This window comes from Curtobacterium sp. MCBD17_032, from assembly GCF_003234855.1.
Lineage (GTDB): Bacteria > Actinomycetota > Actinomycetes > Actinomycetales > Microbacteriaceae > Curtobacterium.
On sequence record NZ_QKTO01000012.1, the window covers coordinates 56,381 to 78,044 of the forward strand.

At 74.1% G+C, this 21,664-nt stretch carries 21 protein-coding genes; 7 read left to right on the forward strand and 14 right to left on the reverse strand.

The window, feature by feature from the left end; genetic code table 11:
* Positions 1–5 precede the first annotated feature (5 nt).
* Complete coding sequence (locus DEI91_RS13360; RefSeq protein ID WP_111052761.1) at positions 6–704, reverse strand: FadR/GntR family transcriptional regulator; 699 nt, start codon at positions 702–704, stop codon at positions 6–8.
* A gap of 215 nt (positions 705–919) precedes the next feature.
* Here DEI91_RS13360 and DEI91_RS13365 point away from each other — a divergent pair, with 215 nt between their 5' ends.
* The 3 genes from DEI91_RS13365 to DEI91_RS13375 are packed head-to-tail and all read left to right on the forward strand — an operon-like array spanning position 920 to position 4,325.
* The gene (locus tag DEI91_RS13365) at positions 920–2,422 is read left to right on the forward strand and encodes a GntP family permease (protein ID WP_111052762.1); all 1,503 of its coding nucleotides are present in this window, start codon (positions 920–922) and stop codon (positions 2,420–2,422) included.
* Entirely contained in the window at positions 2,419–2,940 is a 522-nt protein-coding gene (locus DEI91_RS13370) for a gluconokinase (RefSeq protein WP_111052763.1), read from the forward strand. Before DEI91_RS13365 ends, DEI91_RS13370 begins: the two co-directional genes overlap by 4 nt.
* A 53-nt stretch (positions 2,941–2,993) precedes the next feature.
* Positions 2,994–4,325 (forward strand): cytochrome P450, encoded by a 1,332-nt coding sequence (locus DEI91_RS13375; protein WP_111052764.1) that lies wholly within the window; start codon positions 2,994–2,996, stop codon positions 4,323–4,325.
* A 22-nt stretch (positions 4,326–4,347) separates the two neighbouring features.
* Here DEI91_RS13375 and DEI91_RS13380 read toward each other — a convergent pair whose 3' ends face one another.
* Both DEI91_RS13380 and DEI91_RS13385 read right to left on the reverse strand, forming a co-directional pair.
* A complete protein-coding gene (locus DEI91_RS13380; protein ID WP_111052765.1) occupies positions 4,348–4,833 on the reverse strand; it encodes a tetratricopeptide repeat protein in 486 nt (161 codons plus the stop codon).
* 64 nt (positions 4,834–4,897) lie between these two features.
* Positions 4,898–6,562 carry an ABC-F family ATP-binding cassette domain-containing protein gene (locus DEI91_RS13385; RefSeq protein ID WP_111052766.1) on the reverse strand — a complete coding sequence of 555 codons (1,665 nt, stop codon included), beginning with the start codon at positions 6,560–6,562 and terminating at the stop codon, positions 4,898–4,900.
* 101 nt (positions 6,563–6,663) lie between these two features.
* On the opposite strand from DEI91_RS13385, the gene DEI91_RS13390 reads away from it, so the two are divergent.
* The gene (locus tag DEI91_RS13390) at positions 6,664–7,632 is read left to right on the forward strand and encodes an NAD-dependent epimerase/dehydratase family protein (protein ID WP_111052767.1); all 969 of its coding nucleotides are present in this window, start codon (positions 6,664–6,666) and stop codon (positions 7,630–7,632) included.
* Here the strand turns inward: DEI91_RS13390 and DEI91_RS13395 are convergent.
* Positions 7,629–8,390 (reverse strand): hypothetical protein, encoded by a 762-nt coding sequence (locus DEI91_RS13395; protein WP_111052768.1) that lies wholly within the window; start codon positions 8,388–8,390, stop codon positions 7,629–7,631. The genes DEI91_RS13390 and DEI91_RS13395 overlap by 4 nt on opposite strands.
* Positions 8,391–8,461: 71 nt before the next feature.
* On the opposite strand from DEI91_RS13395, the gene DEI91_RS13400 reads away from it, so the two are divergent.
* Positions 8,462–9,901, forward strand: a complete 1,440-nt coding sequence (locus tag DEI91_RS13400; RefSeq protein ID WP_111052769.1) for an amidase — start codon at positions 8,462–8,464, stop codon at positions 9,899–9,901.
* A gap of 147 nt (positions 9,902–10,048) precedes the next feature.
* Here DEI91_RS13400 and DEI91_RS13405 read toward each other — a convergent pair whose 3' ends face one another.
* The 6 genes from DEI91_RS13405 to DEI91_RS16750 form a co-directional block, all read right to left on the reverse strand.
* Complete coding sequence (locus DEI91_RS13405) at positions 10,049–10,879, reverse strand: ABC transporter ATP-binding protein (RefSeq protein WP_375537691.1); 831 nt, start codon at positions 10,877–10,879, stop codon at positions 10,049–10,051.
* Positions 10,876–11,679, reverse strand: coding sequence for an ABC transporter ATP-binding protein (locus tag DEI91_RS13410; protein ID WP_111052770.1), 804 nt, complete (start codon positions 11,677–11,679; stop codon positions 10,876–10,878). The genes DEI91_RS13405 and DEI91_RS13410 overlap by 4 nt, the downstream gene beginning before the upstream one ends.
* Positions 11,676–12,641, reverse strand: a complete 966-nt coding sequence (locus tag DEI91_RS13415; RefSeq protein WP_258374432.1) for an ABC transporter permease — start codon at positions 12,639–12,641, stop codon at positions 11,676–11,678. Before DEI91_RS13415 ends, DEI91_RS13410 begins: the two co-directional genes overlap by 4 nt.
* A 2-nt stretch (positions 12,642–12,643) precedes the next feature.
* On the reverse strand, positions 12,644–13,597 hold the full coding sequence (locus tag DEI91_RS13420; protein ID WP_111052771.1) for an ABC transporter permease: 954 nt from the start codon (positions 13,595–13,597) through the stop codon (positions 12,644–12,646).
* A gap of 9 nt (positions 13,598–13,606) precedes the next feature.
* Positions 13,607–15,106, reverse strand: a complete 1,500-nt coding sequence (locus tag DEI91_RS13425) for an ABC transporter substrate-binding protein (RefSeq protein ID WP_111052772.1) — start codon at positions 15,104–15,106, stop codon at positions 13,607–13,609.
* Between the two features lie 111 nt (positions 15,107–15,217).
* The gene (locus DEI91_RS16750) at positions 15,218–16,174 is read right to left on the reverse strand and encodes an alpha/beta fold hydrolase (protein WP_258374429.1); all 957 of its coding nucleotides are present in this window, start codon (positions 16,172–16,174) and stop codon (positions 15,218–15,220) included.
* Positions 16,175–16,253: 79 nt separating this feature from the next.
* On the opposite strand from DEI91_RS16750, the gene DEI91_RS16045 reads away from it, so the two are divergent.
* On the forward strand, positions 16,254–17,168 hold the full coding sequence (locus DEI91_RS16045) for a siderophore-interacting protein (RefSeq protein ID WP_110825134.1): 915 nt from the start codon (positions 16,254–16,256) through the stop codon (positions 17,166–17,168).
* On the forward strand, positions 17,165–17,980 hold the full coding sequence (locus DEI91_RS13435) for an ABC transporter ATP-binding protein (RefSeq protein ID WP_111052774.1): 816 nt from the start codon (positions 17,165–17,167) through the stop codon (positions 17,978–17,980). The genes DEI91_RS16045 and DEI91_RS13435 overlap by 4 nt, the downstream gene beginning before the upstream one ends.
* A 150-nt stretch (positions 17,981–18,130) precedes the next feature.
* Here DEI91_RS13435 and DEI91_RS13440 read toward each other — a convergent pair whose 3' ends face one another.
* From DEI91_RS13440 to DEI91_RS13455, 4 genes are all read right to left on the reverse strand, one after another.
* Entirely contained in the window at positions 18,131–18,487 is a 357-nt protein-coding gene (locus DEI91_RS13440; protein ID WP_111052775.1) for a Fe-S oxidoreductase, read from the reverse strand.
* Between the two features lie 3 nt (positions 18,488–18,490).
* Entirely contained in the window at positions 18,491–19,891 is a 1,401-nt protein-coding gene (locus DEI91_RS13445) for an NAD(P)/FAD-dependent oxidoreductase (protein WP_111052776.1), read from the reverse strand.
* Between the two features lie 80 nt (positions 19,892–19,971).
* Positions 19,972–20,793, reverse strand: coding sequence for an arginase family protein (locus tag DEI91_RS13450; RefSeq protein ID WP_111052777.1), 822 nt, complete (start codon positions 20,791–20,793; stop codon positions 19,972–19,974).
* A gap of 57 nt (positions 20,794–20,850) precedes the next feature.
* On the reverse strand, positions 20,851–21,576 hold the full coding sequence (locus tag DEI91_RS13455) for a PspA/IM30 family protein (RefSeq protein WP_111052778.1): 726 nt from the start codon (positions 21,574–21,576) through the stop codon (positions 20,851–20,853).
* Positions 21,577–21,664: the final 88 nt, after the last annotated feature.

The window sequence follows — 21,664 nt, forward strand, 5'->3', positions numbered from 1 at the left end:
ACCGGTCAGCGGGCCTCGGCGACGAACTCGTCCCGCGTGGTGCGCACCAGGGCGGCGGCCGCGTCCGAGGCGAGCCCGGCCTCCCGGTCGACGACCGCGCGACCGACGGCTTCGTGCCGGGCGGCGGCCTCGGCGGTCCACCCGGTGATCGTGTCGCGGGACTCGCTCGTGCGGGTGCGGAGGAGCGCCTCCACGGTGTGTGCGAAGTGCGCGAAGACGGTGTTGCCGGAGCCGGTGAGCAGCGCGCGGTGGAAGCGCACGTCCGCCTCGAGGTAGGCGCGTCCGTCACCGCGTCCGGCTGCGTCGACCATCTCACGCGCGGCCAGGAGCACGGCGTCGGCGGCCGGACCGCCACGGTCGGCGGTCAGGGCGGCGGCGACCGGTTCGATCCCGAGTCGGAGCTCGAGCAGTTCACGCTGCTGGGTGAAGTACGCGTCGGACGCCCCCCGCCACCGGATCACCGAGGGGGCGAGGAGCTCCCAGTCCGAGGACGGCAGCACCTGCGTCCCGATGCGCTGACGCGGTCGGACCATGCTGAGGGACTGCAGCACGCGGAGTGCCTCGCGGACGACCGACCGTGAGACGCCGAACTCCGCGGCGACGTCCTCCGGTCGGAGCACCGTGCCCGGGGCGACCGTGCCGTCGACGATGCGCTGCCCGAGCGTGTCGAGCACGTGCGCGTGCAGGCCGCGGGGTGTCGGCATCGTTCCTCCTGGTCGGACGGTCGGGTACGGGTGGGTGACGCGGACCCCATTGCAGCGGCAGACTGCGCTGGGGGCGAGATGGCGCGCGGACGTCGACGATGTAGTCTGATTAATCAGATTATTCGGTTCGACGGTGGCGTGGACAGCGCCCGGTCCGGACCGGCCACCAGCAGCAGGACGGCGCAGCGCAGGAGCTGCACCAGGAAGGGGCGCAGATGCCTCACCTCCAGACCTCGGCGGCGGGCACCCTGCTCGCGGCGGGCCCCGAACCCGTCGACCCGTCGGGCACGATCCCACAGCTCGTCATCGCGGCCCTCGTCGGCATCGTGGTGATCATCGCGCTCATCACCTGGCTCAAGGTGCACCCGTTCGTCGCCCTGACGATCGGCGCGCTCGGCGTCGGCCTCGGCGCGGGGCTCGCGCCGGGACAGACGGTCACGAGCTTCGGCAACGGCTTCGGCGCGACCATGACGAGCGTCGGCATCCTCGTCGGGCTCGGGTCCATGTTCGGCAAGCTGCTCGTCGACTCCGGTGCCGCCGACCGGGTCGTCGACACGCTGGTCCGCCGGTCCTCGGCCGCCGCCCTGCCCTGGACGATGGCGCTCATCGGCGCGCTCATCGGGCTGCCGATGTTCTTCGAGGTCGGCCTCGTGCTCCTCATCCCGATCATCGTGCTCGTCGCGAAGCGCAGCGGCGTCCCGATCATGAAGATCGCGATCCCGGCCCTCGCCGGCCTGTCGACGATGCACGCCTTCGTGCCGCCGCACCCCGGTCCGCTCGTCGCCGTCTCGACCGTCGGTGCGGACCTCGGGACGACGCTCGCCTTCGGTATCGTGCTCGCGATCCCGGTCATCGTCGTCGCCGGGCCGGTGTTCGCCCGCTTCGCGGCCCGCTGGGTCGACGTCCCCGCACCGGACATGTTCGGCTCCCGGGACGCGGACCCCGCGCACCCCGGCCGTGAGGCACGGCGCGGCCCCGCCACGCAGGACACCGCGTCCCTGCCGAACGGCAAGAGCGACTTCACCCGGGTCATCAGCGAACCGCGCAGCCCGTCCTTCGCGGTCGCCCTCGTCGGCATCCTGCTGCCCGTCGTGCTCATGCTCGCGCAGGCGGTCCGTGAGGCCACGGTGCCGGACGCCGGCGGAGCCTGGGTCGGGGTGCTCGACTTCCTCGGCACCCCGATGATCGCGATCGGCATCGCGACCGTCTACGCGATGGTGTTCTTCGCGATCGGCGGTGGCATGGACCGCTCGGCGGTCGCGAGGTCCCTCGAGAGCGCCCTGCCGCCCGTGGCAGGCGTCCTGCTCATCGTCGGCGCGGGTGGCGGCTTCAAGCAGGTGCTCATCGACACGGGCATCGGGGGCGTGATCGCCGACGCGGTCCAGGAGTCCGGCGTGTCGGTGCTGCTCGTCGCCTGGGTGGTGTCCGCGCTCGTCCGGGTCGCCACCGGGTCCGCGACCGTCGCGACCGTCACCGCCGCGGGCATCATGGCCCCGATCGCGCAGGACCTCTCGTCCCCGATGACGTCGCTGCTCGTGCTCGCCATCGGTGCCGGCTCGGTGTTCCTGTCGCACGTCAACGACGCCGGGTTCTGGCTCGTCAAGGGGTACCTCGGCACGACCGTCGGGCAGACGTTCAAGACGTGGTCGGTGCTCGAGTGCCTCATCTCGGTCACCGGGCTGGTGGGCGTGCTCGTCGCCGGGGTGTTCGTCCGATGAGCGAGGGGGTGCTCGACGCGCGGGTGCTCGTCGTCACGGGGGTGTCCGGCTCCGGCAAGTCGACCCTCGCCGCGATGGTCGCCGAGGAGCTCGGCTGGGCCTTCGCCGAGGGGGACGACATGCACCCCGCGGCGAACGTCGCCAAGATGGAGGCGGGGACGCCCCTGACGGACGAGGACCGCTGGCCGTGGCTCGACGTCGTCGCCGCGTGGATCCGGGGGCACCTCGACGCCGGCACGAACGGGGTGGTGACCTGCTCGGCACTGAAGCGGTCGTACCGGGACGTGCTCCGGGCCTCCGGCGTGGTGTTCGTCCACGTAGCGGGGGACCGGGCACTGCTCGAGCAGCGGATGGCGTCGCGGTCCGGGCACTTCATGCCGACGTCGTTGCTCGACTCGCAGCTCGCGACGCTCGAGCCGCCGCAGGCGGACGAGGCACACGTCACCGTGACCGCGGACCGCACCCCTGCCGAGGAGTGCGCCGAGGTGCTCCGGCTGCTCGCACTCCGGAGCGCCTGAGCGCGAGGAGCCGCCCGGGAGGACAGCCGGGCGGCGTCCGGCAGCATGGGCGCATGGCGATCGACGACTCCGTGTCCCTGCTCACCCGCGGCTACGGCTTCGGTGCCCACATCTGGCGCCGGGCGTCGGACGGCGCCCGGGCGGTGCCGATGCGCTTCCTGTTCCAGGACGCCCTGCTCGTCCGCGGCAGCGCGGCCGTCGACCTGTTCTACGACGGTGAGCGCATCGCCCGCCACGGCGCGATGCCCGCGATCGTCCAGCAGACCCTGTTCGGCGACGGATCGGTGCACAGCCTCGACGGGGACGAGCACCGGCACCGCAAGGCCACGTTCCTCGACGTCGCGTACGAGGACGAGCAGGTCGCGCGGCTGACCCCGCTGTTCGCCGAGGAGTGGCAGCGCGAGCTCGACGCATGGTTGGCCGGTGGGCGCCGGTCCGCCTACGACGCAGCGGTGGGAGCGTTCGGCCGTGCGTCGATGCGGTGGGCGGGGCTGCCCGGGACCGCCGATGCGAAGACGCGGTGGGCCGCCCGCCTCGCGCAGGTCGTCGACGGGTTCGGTGCGCCGTACTCGCCGGAGTACCTGCTCGCCGCGACGAACCGCTGGTGGTCCGACCGGCACGCCGAGCGACTCATCCGCGCGGTCCGGGCCGGCGAGCTCGAGCCCGCGGAGGGCACCGCGCTGTACGAGTGGGCGTGGCACCGCGACCGGTCAGCGCTGCTCCTGCCCGCGGCGACCGCCGGCGTCGAGCTGCAGAACAGCATCCGTCCGATGATCGCCGTCGCCCGGTTCGTCGCGTTCGCCGCAGCGGAGCTACACGACCGCCCGGAGTGGCGCGACCGCATCGCCGACGAGGCCCGCACCCGCGGCTCGCTGGTGGACGGGCCGGTGGCGATCGCGTTCGCCCAGGAGATCCGACGGACGGCACCCTTCGTCCCGATGCTGCCCGGCTGGGCGACCGAGGACGTCGAGCTCGACGGCGAACGCCTGGCGGCGGGCGGTCGAGTGGTGCTCGACATCCTCGGGACCGACACCGACGAGGCGTCGTGGTCGGAGCCAGAGCGGTTCGACCCGACGCGGTTCCTCGGCGTCGACGACTACGAGGCGATCCGGACCTTCATCCCGCACGGCGGAGCGGACCCGGCGACCGGCCACCGGTGCCCCGGGGAGAAGCTCGCGATCGCGGGGCTCGCGGCTGCCGTGGCGACCCTCAGCGACCCGAGACTGACCGTGCTCGACGAGGGGCTCGGGGTGAACCGACGCCGCCTGCCCACCAAGCCGGCGTCCGGAGGGAAGGTGCGGGCCTCCCGGGCCGGCGGCGCGGTCCGGACCGGCGGCGGCACGGTCCGGTCCGGCTGCCCGTTCCACCGCGCCGGCGCACACTGACGGACGACGTCGCAGCCGCCGCTCAGTCGTCGGTGAGTGCCGCCGCGTACGCCCTGACCGACCGGTTGTAGCGCGGCAGCGACGGCTCGATCGTCTCGAGCGTGAGCCGGAGGGCCTCGGCGCCACGGCCTGCGCTGAACAGGGCGAGCGCGAGGAACAACGCCGGGGCGTCGCCGACGGCCGGGTGCGCCGGCGCCGTGCGGAGCATGGCGATCGCCTCGTCCACCCGACCGAGGTTCCGCAGCGTCGACGCGTGCTGGATCGCCATCCGCGCGGCGCGCGCCGCGTCGACCGTGCGGAGTCCCGCTGCCGCGGCACGGGCGTACTCGACGTCCGCCGCGGCCTCCTGTCCACCGGAGTCGTGGGCACCGCCGAGCTCGAACGCCCCGAGCGCCGGGTGCGGCGCCGACACCGCGAGGGCGCGCATGCGCACGATCCGTTCCGCTTCGCTCACCGTCGGGTCCGCCCACAGCTCGTCGACGCGTTCTTCCCACACTCCGAGGTCCATGTCCTCAGGGTAGGCCGCGGTCCGCCCGTGCCCGGGATGGCGGCCCCCGTCCCACTCCCGGTGCTCAGCCCTCGGTGACCCGACCCGCCTCGACCCGCCACTGCCGGTCGAGCTGCACCGTGTCGAGCATCCGCCGGTCGTGCGTGACGAGCAGCAGCGTGCCCTCGTACGACTCCAGCGCCTGCTCGAGCTGTTCGATCGCGACCAGGTCGAGGTGGTTCGTCGGCTCGTCGAGCACGAGGACGTTCACCCCGCGGGCCTGCAGCAGCGCGAGCCCGGCGCGGGTCCGTTCGCCGGGGGAGAGCTCGCCGGCGGCGCGGCCGACGTGGTCCGCCTTCAGGCCGAACTTCGCGAGCAGGGTGCGGACGTCCGCCGTGGTCATCTCCGGCACGAGGCCCTCGAACACCGCGGCGAGGGGCTCGTCGCCGGTGAAGAGCGACCGGGCCTGGTCGACCTCGCCGATCGCGACGCTCGACCCGGTGGACGCGGTGCCCGTCGTCGGCAGCTGGCGCCCGAGCAGCGCGCGGAGCAGGGTCGACTTGCCGGCGCCGTTCGGCCCGGTGATGCCGATCCGGTCGCCGCCGTTCACCTGCAGCGACACCGGCCCGAGGGTGAAGTCGCCCTGCACGTAGGTGGCGTCCGACAGGGTCGCCACGACGGCGGAGGACCGCGGTGCCTGGCCGATGGTGAACGCGAGCTGCCACTCCTTGCGCGGCTCCTCGACCTCGTCCAGCCGGGCGATGCGCGACTCCATCTGCCGGACCTTCTGCGCCTGCTTCTCGCTCGACTCGCTCGCGGCCTTGCGGCGGATCTTGTCGTTGTCGGGCGCCTTCTTCATCGCGTTGCGCACGCCCTGGCTGGACCACTCGCGCTGCGTCCGCGCACGGGACACCAGGTCGGCCTTCGTCGCGGCGTACTCGTCGTACGCGTCGCGCTTGTGCTGGCGGGCGATCTCGCGTTCCTCGAGGTACGCGTCGTACCCGCCGCCGAACAGCCGGTTCGACGACTGCGCGAGGTCGAGTTCCAGGACGGCCGTCACCGAGCGGGCGAGGAACTCCCGGTCGTGGCTGACGAGCACGACACCGCCGCGGAGGCCGCGGACGAACTCCTCGAGCCGGTCGAGCCCGTCCAGGTCGAGGTCGTTGGTCGGCTCGTCGAGCAGCACGATGTCGAAGCGTGAGAGCAGCAACGCCGCGAGGCCGACCCGTGCCGCCTGCCCGCCGGACAGCGACGTCATGAGCGAGTCCGCCGTGACCGAGCCGTCACGCGCGTCGAGCGTCAGACCGAGGTCGGCGAGCACCACCGGCATCCGCTCGTCGAGGTCGGCGGCACCCGAGGCCAACCAGCGCTCGAGCGCGACCGAGTACCGGTCGGCCGCGGCATCGCCGGCGTCCGGCTCGCCGAGCGCCAGGGCCGTCGCGTCCATCTCCGCCGCCGCCGCCGCACAGCCGGTCCGCCGCGCGACGTAGGCCGCGACCGTCTCGCCGGGCACGCGCTCGTGCTCCTGCGGCAGCCAGCCCACGAAGGCGTCGGTCGGGGACAGCGAGACGGTCCCGGCCAGCGGCTCGTCGACCCCGGCGAGCAGGCGCAGCAGCGTCGACTTCCCGGCTCCGTTCACCCCGACGACGCCGATCACGTCACCGGGTGCGACCGTGAGGTCGAGGGAGTCGAACAGCGTGCGGGCGGCGTAGCCGCCGGCGAGCCCCTTGGCGACGAGCGTGGCGGTCATCCGTCCATCGTCCCACCTGGCGGGACCGGCGACGGACCGGACGGGAGGCGCGCGGTCGGCCGCCCCGTGCCTCCCGTCCGGCGCGCTGCCAGACTGACGCCATGCGACGCGTACTGGTGCTGGGCGGGACCGGGTGGCTCGGGCGCGCGGTCGCCGAGGCCGCCCTGCGGGACGGTGCGGCGGTGACCTGCCTCGCCCGCGGCGAGTCGGGGGAACCGCCGACGGGCGCACGGTTCGTCCGATCGGACCGCTCGGTCGGCGGCGCGTACGAGCGCGTCGTCGGGGACTGGGACGCCGTCGTCGACCTCGCGACCGATCCGGCGCACGTCGAGGGCGCACTCGCGGCGCTCGCGGCGCGGGCTGCGCACTGGACGTCCGTGTCGTCGGTCTCCGTGTACGCGCGCACCGACCGGGCCGGCGACGACGAGGACGCCCCGGTCGTCCGGCCGCTCGACATGACGCAGTACCCCGACGCGAAGGCCGCCGGAGAGCACGCCACCCGCCGCGCACGGGGCGCGGACGCGCTCGTGGTCCGGCCCGGCCTCGTCGTCGGCCCCGGCGACCCCAGCGACCGGTTCGGCTACTGGGCCGCCCGGTTCCTCCGCGGCGGCGACGTGCTGACGCCGGTCCTCGACGACCGGGCGGTGCAGGTGATCGACGTCGCGGACCTGGCGGAGTGGGTCGTCCGCTCCGGCCGGACGGGCACGGTCGGCACGGTGGACGCCGTGGGGCCGAGCACGTCGATGCGCGCGTTCCTCGCCGAGGTCGCGGACGCGACCGGGTTCGACGGGAGGCTCGTCGCGGCCGACGACGACACCCTCCTGGCGCAGGGTGTCGGCTACTGGGCCGGCCCCACGTCGCTGCCGCTCTGGATCCCGGTCAGCGAGGCCGGCTTCGCGCGGCGGGCCGGTCGGGCGTTCCTCGCCGCCGGCGGGACACCTCGGCCGCTCGTCGACACGGTGCGACGCGTCGTCGACGACGAGCGTGCCCGCGGGGTCGGACGGGTCCGGCGCTCTGGGCTGACGGCGGACGAGGAACTGCGGGTGCTGGAGGCGCTGCGCGCGGACTAGCGCGGGGCAGTGCCGCCGGGTCGGTCGGGTGCGCCGATGCCGGGTCCGACCGCAGCGGTGTCGTCGAGCGGCGTCGCCGAGTCGAAGGCGACGGTGAGCAGGGACAACTCGTCGCGCGGGAGTACCGCGGTCAGGAGGCGGCCGTCGTCGAGCTCCGCGGCCAGGCCGAGCACGAAGGGGTCCGTGTCCAGGAGCAGCCCCGGGCGTCCGCCTCCGTCGACCAGGACGGGGTGCCCGGACTGGACGCTCCGCTCGTCGACCAGGGTGGGCCAGGTGTGCTCGGCGGTCAGGTCGGGGAGGGCGTGTTCGTCGCGGTACTGGTTGACGAGGACGTTCTGCACGTGCTGGACGAGGGTCTCCGCCGCCGTGGGACGGGTCGGACCGGGTGCGGACCAGTGCGTCTGGACCGCCTCCCAGAGCATCGGGTAGCGCAGGCGCTCGACGGTCGCGACGAGCCAGTCCGGGCGCGGCCACGGCGGGACCTCCTCGAGCGACCGCCGCCGCTCGTCGTCCAGCACCGCCAGGTTCGCCGGGTCGTCGTGGTCGTCGGGGTTCCGCCAGAGCGTGTACTGCCGCGACACGGTTGCACGCACGAGCACGCCGTCGGACTCGCTGGTCTGTGCGCCGAGCAAGCCGGAGTCCTCGAGGTGCCGCTGCGCGACGAGACCGGCGACGTCGAACCCGAGCGCGCGGACGGCGGCCCGCCGCTCGAGCTCGGGGTCGGGCGCGTCCGCACCGAGCACGCCGCCGTGGTCCATGCGGCGAGCTTGGCCCCGGACCGCGGCACGGTCAAGGACCGGGTCCGACCGCGTCCGCCTAGGCTCGGTCCGTGTTCGAACTCCACCACCTGTCCGCGCAGGAACTCTGGGACTGGATCCGCCGTGGCGACGCCACCGCCCGCGAGGTCACCGACCACTACCTCGCCCGGATCGACCGGCTCGACGCGGAGCTCGGCGCGTTCGTCACCGTCACCGCCGAGGCCGCGCGTGCCCGGGCCGACCACCTCGGCGACCTGGTGCCGACGTCGCGACCGCTGTGGGGCCTCCCGTCCGGGGACAAGGACCTGACGGACCGTCGCGGCGTCCCCACCCGGTCGGGCACCGCCGCCCTGCCGGGGAACCCGGCGGAGGCCGACCACCCGCTCGTCACCGCGCTCGACGACGCCGGGGCGATCAGCCTCGGCAAGACTGCCACTCCCGAGTTCGGGATGTCGTCCTCGTCGGAGACGCGGTTCGGCACGACGCGGAACCCCTACGACACCACGCGCGCCCCGGGCGGGTCGTCGAGCGGTGCCGCCGTCGCCGTGGCAGCCGGACTGCTGCCGGCTGCCGTCGGGTCGGACGGTGGCGGCTCGGTGCGGATCCCCGCGGCGGCCACCGGCCTGGTGGGGCTCAAGCCGAGTCGCGGCCGGGTGCCGTCGATGTCCGGACGCGCCGGGCTGGGCGGACTGGCCGTCGCCGGACCGCTGACCCGGACCGTCGCCGACGCGGGGATGCTGCTCGACGCACTCGTGGCGCCCACCGGGGTGCCGGAGCGTCAGCCGTACGCACTCGTCACGCCGGACGTCGGGGACGGCCCGTTCACCGCCGCCGCGGTCCGTGGCGAGGGGCGGTTCGTGGTGGGCCTGCTCACGGGCTCGCCGTGGGACGAAACCGTGGACGTGGTCGTCGACCCGGCCGCGCGCGAGGCAGTGGACACCGCCGTCCGCGTGCTCGACGAGCTCGGGCACGGGATCGAGGACGTGGCGATGCCGCGCGTGCCCTACGCCGAGCCGTTCCAGGTCGCCTGGGAGTCCTCGGGCGCCGGGATCGCCCGGATCCCGGGCATCGACCTGCGTGCCCTGACACCCCTCGTCGCCTGGTTGGTGGAGCGCGGACGGGCGCTGACGAGCACCCGGGTGCTCGACGCGATGGCCGGGCTCGACGCGTTCTCGGTCGCGGTGATCCAGGCGTTCGACCGGTTCGACGCCGTCCTCACACCGACGCTCGCGCTGACCCCGAGGCCGCTCGGCTGGTACGGCGAGGACCCGGAGGAGGACTTCCGCCGGCAGTGCGCCTACTCGCCCTGGACGTCGATGGCGAACGTGTCGGGGCTGCCCGCGATCACGCTGCCCGTCGGGGTCACCGCCGAGGGACACCCGGACGGTGCGGGGCTGCCGATGGGCGTGCAGCTCATCGGGCGCCCGGGCGGCGAGCGGGTGCTGCTGGCGATCGGGGCGCAGCTCGAACGGCGGCTGCGCTGGCAGCGGAGGCACCCGACCGGCTGGTAGCGCGGCGCGCGCCTGCGGCGGCGCCGAGTGGTCACGAGTCGTCGCTCTACGGCGTCGCGACCGACGGTTCGTGACCGCTCGGCGGACGTGAGCGGGGTGTCGTGACCCGTCGGCGCCCGCGCGCCGAGCGCCGGGCGCCGCGCGCCGCTACGGCAGCGTCGGTGCCGCCGCGACCAGCGCCCGCGTGACCTCGTGCGCGGGGTCGTCGAGCAGCGAGACCGGCCCGTGCTCGACGATGCGTCCGGCGCTCATCACGGCGACGGTGTCGCACAGCCGCTGGACGACGCCGATGTCGTGCGACACGAGCACGAGCGTCGCGCCGAGGTCGTCGACGAACGAGCGGAACAGGTCGATCACCCGCGCCCGGACCACCACGTCGAGGGCGCTCATCGGCTCGTCCCCGAACAGGATCCGCGGCCGGTGCACCACCGCCCGCGCGATCGCGATCCGCTGCCGCTGTCCGCCGGAGAACTCGTGCGGGTACCGGTCCGCGGCGTCGGCGGGCAGCTCGACCCGCTCGAGCACCGCTGTGACCATCGCCCGGTGATCGCCCGCGATCCGCAGCGCCCGGAGGGGCTCGGCGACGATGGACCCGACGCGCATCCGCGGGTCGAGCGAGGCGACCGGGTCCTGGAACACGATGCCCGTCTCCCGCCGGTACCAGCGGCCGGCGGCGGCCGACGCGCGCGCGGCCACGAGGCGGCCGGCGGCGTGCACGGTGCCGGCGGTCGGCGCCTCCAGTCCGGCCAGCAGACGGACGAGGGTGGACTTGCCGGACCCGGACTCGCCGATGACGCCGAGCCGCGAACCCGCTGCGACGCTGAGGTCGACGCCGTCGACGGCGGTCCGGAGCGCGCCGGGCTCGAACGGTCCTCGGCGGGGGAGCCGGTAGGTGCGGTGCAGGCCGGCGGTGGCGAGTGCCGGTGCGCCCGCGGCGGTCGGGCCGAGGAGGTCGGTCGGGGCGGGGAGGTCGGTCACGGGGTCCTCCTGGCGGTGGCTCGGGCCGCGTCGACGAGGGCCGCGGTGGCGGGGTGCCGGGGTGCGGCGAGCAGGTCGGCGACCCGGCCCTGCTCGACGACCCGCCCGGCCTCCAGCACGACGGCGGTGTCCGCGATCCTCGACAGCACCGCCAGGTCGTGCGTCACGAAGAGCATGCCGGCACCCCGGGAGGCGGTGAGCGACTCGAACAGGTCGAGGATCCGGGCCTGCGTGGTCACGTCCAGTGCGGTGGTCGGCTCGTCGGCGACCAGGAGGTCCGGTTCCCCCGCCATCGCCATCGCGATGCAGACACGCTGGCGCTGGCCACCGGACAGCTGGTGCGGGTACTGCCGGAGGAGCAGCTCGGGGTCGGGCAGGCCGACGTCGCGTGCGAGGCCGACGGCGGCCTCGGCGGCCGCCCTCCGGTCGAGCCCGCGGTGCAGGCGCAGCGGTTCGGCGATCTGCTTCCCGACCCGTCGGAGCGGGTCGAGGGCGGTGCCGGGTTCCTGGAACACCATGCCGATCGCGGCACCACGGGTCCGGGCCCGCTCACGGTCCGGCAGACCGACGAGCTCCCGCCCGTCCAGGCGGATGCTGCCGGTCACCGTCGCGCCGGCCGGTTCCAGCCCCATGAGTGCGAGCGCGGTCATCGACTTGCCGGAACCGGACGCGCCGATGACGCCGACGCGGCGGCCGGGAGGCACGGCGAACGTCACGTCGTCGAGCACCGTCCGACCGGCGATCCGGACCGTCAGGCCGCGGACGTCCAGGCCGCGCGGGGTCGGTGCGCCGTCGGTCATGCGACGCCCTCCGTGCCGGTGACGCCCGGGCCCCGGCCGGTGACGCGCTCCGCGCGGTCGCGGTCACCGGCGTCGTGCGCTGCCCTGTCGTCCGTCGGGCCGTCATCGGTCCGCGCTGTCGGGCCGTCGGCGCCCCGCCGGCCCGTGGTGAGCCGGGGATCGGTCGCGTCACGGACGGCGTCCCCGAGCAGGGAGAGGGCAGCGACGACGACGGCGATCGCGGCACCCGGCCAGGTCGCACTCCACGGGTGCACCCCGATGTACGTCTGCAGGTCGGACAGCAGCCGTCCCCAGGACGCCGTGCCCGCGTCGGCGCCGTACCCCAGGTACGACAGACCGGCCTCGGCGAGGACCGCGGTGGCCATCGCGAGCGAGAGCTGCACGGTGAACAGGGGTGCGGCGTTCGGGACGAGGTGTCGGAAGAGCACGCCCGCCGGTCCGACGCCGGAGGCCCGCGCCGCGATGACGTAGTCGCTCCGGGCGATGCGGCGGATCTCCCCGCGGGCCACGCGGGCGATCGTCACGCCGAACGCGAGTCCGACCGACACGACGACGACCCCGAGCGAGCCGCCGTACACCGCGGTGAGGAGCATCGCCGTGAGCAGCGTGGGGAACGCCACGAGCACGTCGAGCAGCACGGCCGTCGCCTCGCGGACCCAGCGTGCGGTGAGCGACCCGATCGCGGTGAGGACGACGCCGACGACGCTCGCGATGACCCCGGAGCCGACCGCGACGGCGAGCGTGGTGCGGGTGCCGGCGAGGAGGTAGCTGGCGATGTCCCGGCCGACGGCGTCGGTGCCGAACCAGTGCGCGGCGCTCGGGCGGCTCCACTGGGCAGCGGGGTCGGTGCGGAACGGGTCCTGCGGCGTCCAGACGAGCGACACCGCAGCGAGGACGACGAGCAGCCCGAGGACGACCACGGCGAAGAGCCCGGTGGGGGTGCGGAGCAGACGACGGAGCACGGTCACGAGGCGGCCTCCCGCTGCCGGGGGTCGAGCGCACGGTGGAGCACGTCGACCGCGAACCCGACGAGGAGCACGAGCCCGGTGAGGACGAGGAGTTCGGACTGCACCTTCGTGATGTCCCGTCGGCCGACATCGGTGACGAGCATGCGGCCGACACCGGGCAGCGAGAACAGCTGCTCGACGACGACCGCACCGACGAGCAGCCCGGCGATCTGCACCCCGAGGACGGCGAGCACGGTGAGGGCGACGCTCGGCAGGCCGTGCCGGAGCAGCGCCCCGGTCTTCGTGAGCCCGACGGCCGCCGCGGTCCGGACGTGGTCGGCGTCGAGGACGGACAGCGTGGCGGAGCGGGTGAAGCGCAGGACGACGGCGCCCTCGACCGCGCCGATCGTGAGGGCGGGCAGGACGAGCGCGGCGACGGCCCGGTCAGGTGTCCGCCACCCGTCGAGCGGGAAGCCCTGCACGGGCAGCCAGTGCAGGGTCACGGCGAACAGCGCCACGAGGAGCAGCCCGGCCCAGACCACCGGGACCGCCGCGACGGCCTGTGCGGCGAAGGAGATCACCGCCCCACCCGGACGGCGGCGGAGGACCGCGGCGAGCACGCCGAGCGGCACCCCGATGACGAGGGCGGCCACCAGGGACATGCCGGCCAGCGGCAGCGTGACCGCGAGCTTCCCGGCGATCTCGGGAGCGACCGGGCCGCGGGTGACGAGCGAGTCCCCGAGGTCGCCGTGGAACAGCCCGCCGATCCAGTCGAGGTACTGCAGGACGACCGGGCGGTCGAGCCCGAGCTGCTCGCGGAGCGCCGCGACCTGCGCGGGCGTCGCCTCGGCCCCGGCGACGACCTGGGCGACGTCTCCGGGCAGCACGCGGAGCGTCGCGAAGACGATCAGGCTCGCCACGAGCAGGCCGACGGCGAGCAGGAGCACCCGCCCGACGAGGAATCGGGTCACGGTGCGATGCTACGAGACCGCGAGGTCCGCCAGGTCCAGCCGGGTCGTGGTGCTGTCGAAGGGGAAGCCCGTGACACCGTCCCGGACCGCGGTCGTCGTCGTGGCCGTGTAGAGCCACTCGGCGGCGGCGTCCTCGCTGACGATCCGCGCTGCCTGGCGCAGCGCGTCCTCCTTCTCGTCCTGGTCGGTGGTGGCGAGTGCGGCGGCGTACAGCCGTTGCACCTGTGCGTTGTCGTAGCCGAAGTAGTAGTCCGGGTCCGCCCAGTTGCCGAAGTCGCGCGCCTCGGTGTGGTTCACCATGCTGAGGTCGAAGTCCTTCTTCGTGAACACCGTGTCGAGCCAGGTGGCGAAGTCGACGCGCTGCACCTCCAGTGTGATGCCGACGTCGGCGAGCTGCGAGGTCAGCACGTCGCCGATCGCCGTCGGGTACACGTTCGCGTACGTGAGGGTGAGCGTGGGCTTCGTGACGCCGGCCTGCCGCAGGAGCTTCCGCGCCGACGCGGGGTCGTACGCGTCGACGTCGGTGAGGTCCTGGTACCCGGGGTCGAGCGCGGGGATGGGGCCGCCCTGCTCGACGCCGCCGCCGCCGATGGCCGTGATGACCGCCTCCGGGTCGATCGCCTGCCGGATCGCCTTGCGCACGCGGACGTCGTCGAAGGGTGCCTTCCGGTCGTTGAAGGCGAGCGTGTACTTGTCGGTGGTCTTGCCGGTGTGCAGGGTGATGCCGGAGGTGCCCTCCAGCTGCCCCTTCAGCGTGCCGTCCACCGCGGTCTGGACGTCGAGGTCCCCACCGGCCATCGCGTTGACGGCCGTGGACGGGTCGGTGATGTACCGGAAGACGACCGTGCCGACCTTCGCCTTCGGACCCCAGTAGTCCGGGTTCCGCTTGAAGGTGAGCGAGTCGCCCTGCTTCCAGTTCGCGACCTCGAACGGCCCGGTGCCGTTCGCGGTCTTCGTCCGGTCGCCGTCAGCGCCCTGCTCGAGCACGAGCCCGGCGCGTCCGGTCAGGTTCCACAGGAGTTCGGAGTCGGGCCGGGTGAGCCGGAGCTGCACCTGGTCGTCGCCGGTCGCCGTCACGGTGTCGACCGAGGCGAGGTCGTCCGCGTCGACGTAGGAGTCGTTCGCCTTGACGTCCTCGAGCGAGGACACGACGTCGTCCGCCGTGAGCGGCTCGCCGTCCTGGAAGGTGACGCCCTCGCGGAGCGTGAACGTGTACGTCAGGCCGTCGTCCGAGACCTCGTGCGAGGACGCCAGCACGTCGCGGATCCCGCCGTCGGCGGTCCGGCCGACGAGCCCCTGGTAGACGTTGTCGATGAGGACCTGGTCGAGCGCGTTGCCGGACTGGGTGCGGATGTCGAGGCTCGTCGGTTCGAGCACCAGGCCGACCCGGACCGTCGCGTCGGGACCGCCACGGGTCTCGTCGGGGCCGCCGGAGCAGCCGGCCAGGGCGACCGAGGTCGCGACGACGAGTGCCGTCGCGGCGAGTGCGGTGCGGTGGAGCGGACGCATGCTGGGTTCCTTCCCGGAGCCGGGCCACGCAGGGTCCGGAACGAGGGCGGCGCGACGACGGTCGTCAGCGGCGCTCGGACGAGGGTACCGGGCGTCGCCGCACCGGCGGTGTCAGGGCTCGGACGAAGTCGGCGGCCGTTCTTCGACGCCATCCAACAAACGGTTGTCGGTCGCCCAGGCGCGGATCGCTGCGGCGAGGGGCAGCGGTGCCTGCGTCTGCACGGCGTGCCGGGACGCCACCGTGACGATCGTGGCGTCCGGGAGACGTTCGGCGAACGACCGGTGCAGCTTGGGGGAGACGTAGCCGCGGTCGCCGCGCACGAGCAGGAGCGGTACGTCGAGCTGCTCCAGGTCCGGCCAGGCGTCGGCGAAGCGTCCGACCGAGGCCGTCCGTCCGGCGCCGAGGTGCGGGAAGTGGAGACGTCGCACGAGTCGGCCGTCCGCGCCGACCCGGGTGGTGTGCCGCGCCTCGCGGAGCAGCGTCGGTCGGTCGTCGCCGACCCGCGCCGCGATCGCCCGCTCGACGACCTCGTCGAGGTCCGAGAACGGCTCCTCGGTCTCCAGCGCCCGGGCGATCCGGTCGACGGCGCGCTGCGCGAAGTCCGGCGACATGTCGACGAGGACGAGCCCGGTGACCCGCTCCGGTGCGAGGGCGGCGAGGCGGGCGGACAGGATCGCGCCGAGCGAGTGCCCGACGACGATCCCCGGTGGGACGTCCAGGGCGTCCAGCGCGGCGAGGACGGTGGGTGCGGTGGCGGTGGCGGCGTAGTCGGCGTCCGCACGCCAGGCGGACCGCCCGTGCCCGGGCAGGTCGAGCGCGACGGCCGGCTCGTCGACGGCGATCGCGGTCTGGTCGAAGCTGTGCGCGTCGATGCCGAGCCCGTGCAGGTACGTGATCCGGGCCTCCCGTCCGGCAGTCGGCGGGTCCGTGCGCGACCAGCGGATCGCCGAGACGTCGCCTCCGGCGACGGTCCGGACCAGCTGCCGGGAGGCGCGGAGCGGCTCCGCCACGCCGCTCGCGGCGGCCAGGGCGGGGACGTCGGAGAACTCGTCATCGTGCACGGACACCGACCCAGTCTCGCAGCCGCACCGCTCGGAGCGACCAGCCGCCCTCGTCTCCTTAGGTAAGGCATGCCATACTCGGGGTGTGGCTGCCCGGTACCGTGTCTTCTCCGTCCGTGTGGCGGCCGTCACCTCGCTCACCCCGCACTTCGTCCGCGTGACGCTGACCGGTGCCGAGCTCGCGGAGTTCTCCGCCGTCGGGCTGGACCAGCGCATCAAGGTGCTCCTGCCGCTCGACGGCCACGGGTTCTCCGACCTGCCCGAGGGCGAGGACTGGTTCGCGGCGTGGCGCGCACTGCCGGACGCCACCCGGAACCCGATCCGCACGTACACCGTCCGCTCCTTCCGTCCGGACGCGCACGAGCTCGACATCGACTTCGTCGCCCACGGGGACGGCGGGCCGGCCTCGCGCTGGGTGTCCGCGTGCCGTGTCGGCGACGAACTGCGGATCGTCGGCCCCCGCGTGCCGGAGTCGCCCGAGGACCTGCCGTCCGGCGCGGCGGAGTTCGCGCCCGGGTCGGCGAACCGGATCCTCCTCGCGGGCGACGAGACGGCCGCTCCCGCGATCTGCGCGATCCTCGAGGCCCTCGACGTCTCGGCCGTCGGACACGTGTTCATCGAGGTCCCGACCGACGCCGACCGCCTGCCCGTCTCCGCGCCCGCCGGCGTCGAGGTGCGGTGGATCGCCCGCAACGGCGCGTCGCACGGCGTCCGCATGACCGACCACGTGCAGGCCTGGGCATCGACGGTCGCGGTGCCGGCACCCGTCCTCACCGACGGGCGCGCGGCGGTGCCGGTGGAACTCGCGGACGTCGACGTGGACCACCAGGTGCTCTGGGACGTCCCGCGCGAGGACGACGACCTGCCCGTCTACGCCTGGATCGCGGGGGAGGCCGGCTGCGTCAAGGAGCTCCGACGCCACCTCGTGCGCGGCGTCGGCCTGGACCGCAAGCAGGTCGCGTTCATGGGGTACTGGCGCCACGGCAAGGCGGAGTGTTGACCCCTGCCAGCGTCCTCACCCCCGAGGCGCCCGTCACCGCACTCGGCGCCCGCGGGTTGCGGCTCGGCTACGACGACCGCGTGGTCGTCGACGGGCTCGACGTCGACGTGCCGGACGGTGAGCTCACCGTCATCGTGGGTCCGAACGCCTGCGGGAAGTCGACGCTCCTCAAGGCGCTGGCGCGGACGCTCAAGCCCACCGCCGGGACGGTCTACCTGGACGGCCGACCGATCTCGTCGTACCGCCCGAAGGCCGTGGCCCGTCGGGTCGCGATGCTGCCGCAGACGCCGATCGCCCCCGACGGCATCACCGTCCGGGACCTCGTGTCCCGCGGGCGCTTCCCACACCAGGACCTGCTGCACCCCTCGAGCGGCACGGACCGGCAGGTCGTCCAGGCGGCCCTGGCGCAGACGGACGTCGTCGGTCTCGCGGACCGCGGCGTCGACGAGCTGTCCGGCGGGCAGCGGCAGCGCGTCTGGATCGCGATGGTGCTCGCGCAGGAGACCGACATCGTGCTGCTCGACGAGCCGACGACGTTCCTCGACATCGCGCACCAGTACGACGTGCTCGAGCTCGCCTCGACGCTGCACGCCGCCGGACGCACGGTCGTGGCGGTGCTGCACGACCTCAACCAGGCCGCACGGTACGCGACGCACATGATCGCGATGCGGGACGGCGTCATCGTCGCCCAGGGACCGCCGGCGTCGGTCGTGACCGCGGAGCGCGTCGAGGACGTCTTCGGTCTGCCGTGCGTGGTCGTCCCGGACCCGGAGACGGGCACGCCGCTCGTCGTCCCGCGCCGCCCGCGCTGACGGCTGCCGGCGTCGCGCGGCGCGGCGGTGCCGCCCGGCGTCGCCCAACGGGAACCCGTTCGAACCGGGGGATCCCGTGGTCCGAGTCGGCTCCCGTTGTGCGTGGCCGGTCGACACCGCGTCCGTGACCGAGGCCGCCGCGGCCTCGCGTCAGCGGTAGCCGCCGTCCGCCAGTCCCGCCTCGACCTCGAAGCGGTTGTGCAGCGGGTCGCGCCCGGCCGCGGCGTACAGCAGGGGCATGAGCATGCCGTACCGCCGCCACTGGTCGACGTGCACCCGCTCGTGCCGCAGGACCCGGTCGCCGTCGTTGTCCCGGGTGAGGTACACCGAGCCGACGCAGGTCCCGCCACGCCGGAAGACCCAGCGGGGCAGGCCTCGGCAGACGACGAGCCCGTCGACGACCCGCACGGGCCCCGTCGAGAGCGTCAGGCCGATCGCGAGGCCGACGGCCGTCGCGAACGCCCACCCGGCGCGGGACACCGGCGAGTCGACGAGCGGGTTCGGCACCGGCTACTCGGGGCGGCCGTACGTCTCGAGCAGGCGGAGCCAGATCTCGTTCATCGTCGGGTAGGCGGGGACGGCGTGCCAGAGTCGGTGCACGGGGACCTCGCCGACCACGGCGACCGTCGCGGCCTGCAGCATCTCGGCGACGTCCTGCCCGACGAAGGTCACGCCGACGACGACCCCGCGGGACTCGTCGACGACCATCTTGGCGCGCCCGGTGTAGCCGTCGGCCTGCAGTGCCGAGCCGGCGACGGCGCCGAGGTCGTACTCGACCGCACGGACGTCGATGCCCTGCTGCCGGGCCTGCTCCTCGGTGAGGCCGACGCTCGCGACCTCGGGGTCGGTGAAGGTCACCTGGGGGACCGCGGCGTGGTCGGCCGTGGCGACGTGGGCGCCCCATGGTTCCGCGTGCACGGGCTTCCCCTGGAGGCGGGCGGCGATCGCCTCACCGGCGGCGCGGGCCTGGTACTTGCCCTGGTGGGTGAGGAGGGCGCGGTGGTTCACGTCGCCGACGCCGTAGAGCCAGTCGGTGCCGGTGACGAGCATGGTGTCGTCGACCTCGAGCCACTCGCCCGGGGTGATTCCGACGGCCTCGAGCCCGAGGTTGCCGGTGCCCGGGGCGCGGCCCGTCGCGGCGAGGACCTCGCTCGTGACGAGCGTCGTGCCGTCGTCGAAGGTCGTCGTGACGAGGCCGTGCTCGTCGCGGTCCACGCGCGTCGGGTTGACGCCGGTGCGGACGTCGATGCCGGCCTCGCGCATGGCGTCGCCGACGAGTTCACCGGCGAACGGTTCCATCCCGCCGAGCAGGCCGTGGCGGGCGACGAGTGTCACCTTCGCGCCGAGGGCCGCCCACGCGGTGGCGAGCTCGGACCCGGCGACACCGCCGCCGATGACGAGCAGGCTCTCCGGGACCTCCTGTGCACTCGTGCCCTCGCGCGTGCCCCAGGGCTTCGCCGCTTCGAGTCCGGGGACCGGCGGCAGCGTGTGCAGCGAGCCGGTCGCGACGGCGACGGCACCGGCGGTGTACGAGGTCCCGTCGACCTCGATGGTCTTCGCGCCGGTGAACTTCGCGTACCCGCGGATCAGCGCGATGTCGGACGACTCGAGCCACTGCACCTGCGACGCGTCGTCCCAGTTGCTCGTGAACGAGTTGCGACGGGCCAGGACGGCGGCAGCGTCGACGGTGCCGGTGACGGCTTCCTCCGCTCCGCCGAGGCGCTTGGCCGCGGCGACCGCGTGGCTGCTGCGCAGGAGGGCCTTGGACGGCATGCAGGCCCAGTACGAGCACTCACCGCCCACGAGCTCGGCTTCGACGACCGCGACCGACAGGCCGCGCTTGTGGGCGTAGTCCGCCACGTTCTCGCCGACAGCGCCGGCTCCGATCACGATGAGGTCGTAGTCCGTCATGGGGCCGAGCGTAGCCGCCCGGGGTGGGGTCCCGGCCGGGAGCGCTGCGCTGTGTGGAGCGTCCGGTGTGGACGGGCGGGTCAGGAGGCCCGTGCTGCGGTGGAGAGTGCGCCGACGATCCGGAGGATCACGCCGAGGTCGTCGACCGCCCGCTCCGGGTCGACGGGTGCGAAGCCGGTGAGTGCGGCGCCGACGAGCCGTCGGCCGGCGGTGGCCGCCTGGACGAGGGCGACCAGGGCGGCGCCGTCGAGTCCGAACGGCACGGGTTCCAGCAGGCCGTCGACCTCCGAGGGGTCGAGCACGTCGAGGTCGACGTGGACGAAGACCCCGGTGGCCCCGGTCCGCTCGACGGCGGCTGCGAGCGCGTCGGGCGTGGCCGCGTCCACGTCGAGGTGTGCGACCCCGGCGCGCTCGAGGGCGGCCGCCTCGGCCCCCTCGGTCCCGCGGGTGCCCGCGACGACGACGGACGCGGCGGGGACGACCGGGAGCTCCGGGAACAGGTCTGCCGGGCGGTCGACCAGCAGGCGCAGCGCGGCCGTCTCGGCGGCGACCGGCTGCGCGCGGTTCAGCGCTCGGTAGCCGCTCGAGCCGGACAACCGGACGACGGTGGTGTCGGGGCCGACGAGGACCGAGGCACCGAGGACGGTCGAGCCGTCCCCGCCGATGACGAGCACGGGTTCGCTCGCGACGGCGCACTCCTCGGCGACGGACCCGGAGACGGAGAGGACCGAGCTGTAGCGGGCGACCGCGGTGTCGAGCCGGTCGCCCGCACCGGGTGGGACGGCGATCGTGGTCGTCGCGGCTCGGGGGAGGTCCGCGGCGACGGCGGCGGCTCCGTCCGCGAGCCGCATGGCGCGAGACGACGCCGAACCCTGCCACTGACCGACCACGAGGAAGCGCATCCTGTCAGTCTGTCAGCCGGGTCCGACGTCGTCCGGAGCTGCCGGTGGTGCGCGGTGTCAGACCGCGGGCGTCCCGCCGGACTTGAGGGCTGCGAGACGGGCCTCCACCTCGGCGTCGCGGCCGACGTCCTCGAGGCTCTCGAACTGCGCGTCGAGGCTCGACGCCTGCAGCTCCTGCTGGCCGATGACCTTCGCCTCTTCGCGACGGACCTTCTCCTCGAAGCGCGCGAGGTCGCTCGTCGGGTCGGTGATGTCGATCGTGCCGATGGCGTCGTTCACCTTCGACTGCGCCTCCGCGGTCTTGGCGCGGGCGACGAGGCTGTTGCGCTTGGCGCGGAGCTCCTCGAGCTTCTGCTCCATGCCGGCGAGGCCCTGCTTGAGCTTCTCGACCTGCTCGTTCTGCGTGGCGAGCGGTGCGGCGTTGTCCTTGACCTCCTGCTCGGCGGCGATCTGCTTGCCGATGGCGATCTTGGCGAGGTTGTCGAACTTGTCGGCCTCGGCCGTCTTGCCCTCGGCGCGGTACTTGTCCGCTGCGGCGGAGGCGTTGCCCGCCTTCTGGCCCCACTCCTGGGCGGCGCGGACGTCCTCCTCGTTGTCCTGCTCGAGCAGGCGGAGGTTGCCGATCGTCTGCGCGATGGCGCTCTTGGCGTCGGCGATGTTGTTCGAGTAGTCGCGGACGAGCTGGTCGAGCATCAGCTGCGGGTCCTCGGCGTCGTCGATGATCTGGTTGATGTTCGCCCGGACGAGCGAGGAGATCCGGCCGAAGATGGTCTGCTTTGCCATTGCTGTGTCCCTTTCGTGGTTGGTTGTCTAGGTGGGTCTGACCGGTCAGAAGCGGCCGCCGCCGGAGAAGCCGCCGCCACCCCCGCCG

Bases quoted from the DNA above. Each gene is read 5' to 3' on its own strand.
- DEI91_RS13360 (WP_111052761.1), bottom strand. From the start codon at position 704: ATGCCGACACCCCGCGGCCTGCACGCGCACGTGCTCGACACGCTCGGG.
- DEI91_RS13365 (WP_111052762.1), top strand. From the start codon at position 920: ATGCCTCACCTCCAGACCTCGGCGGCGGGCACCCTGCTCGCGGCGGGC.
- DEI91_RS13370 (WP_111052763.1), top strand. From the start codon at position 2,419: ATGAGCGAGGGGGTGCTCGACGCGCGGGTGCTCGTCGTCACGGGGGTG.
- DEI91_RS13375 (WP_111052764.1), top strand. From the start codon at position 2,994: ATGGCGATCGACGACTCCGTGTCCCTGCTCACCCGCGGCTACGGCTTC.
- DEI91_RS13380 (WP_111052765.1), bottom strand. From the start codon at position 4,833: ATGGACCTCGGAGTGTGGGAAGAACGCGTCGACGAGCTGTGGGCGGAC.
- DEI91_RS13385 (WP_111052766.1), bottom strand. From the start codon at position 6,562: ATGACCGCCACGCTCGTCGCCAAGGGGCTCGCCGGCGGCTACGCCGCC.
- DEI91_RS13390 (WP_111052767.1), top strand. From the start codon at position 6,664: ATGCGACGCGTACTGGTGCTGGGCGGGACCGGGTGGCTCGGGCGCGCG.
- DEI91_RS13395 (WP_111052768.1), bottom strand. From the start codon at position 8,390: ATGGACCACGGCGGCGTGCTCGGTGCGGACGCGCCCGACCCCGAGCTC.
- DEI91_RS13410 (WP_111052770.1), bottom strand. From the start codon at position 11,679: ATGACCGACGGCGCACCGACCCCGCGCGGCCTGGACGTCCGCGGCCTG.
- DEI91_RS13425 (WP_111052772.1), bottom strand. From the start codon at position 15,106: ATGCGTCCGCTCCACCGCACCGCACTCGCCGCGACGGCACTCGTCGTC.
- DEI91_RS13445 (WP_111052776.1), bottom strand. From the start codon at position 19,891: ATGACGGACTACGACCTCATCGTGATCGGAGCCGGCGCTGTCGGCGAG.
- DEI91_RS13450 (WP_111052777.1), bottom strand. From the start codon at position 20,793: ATGCGCTTCCTCGTGGTCGGTCAGTGGCAGGGTTCGGCGTCGTCTCGC.
- DEI91_RS13455 (WP_111052778.1), bottom strand. From the start codon at position 21,576: ATGGCAAAGCAGACCATCTTCGGCCGGATCTCCTCGCTCGTCCGGGCG.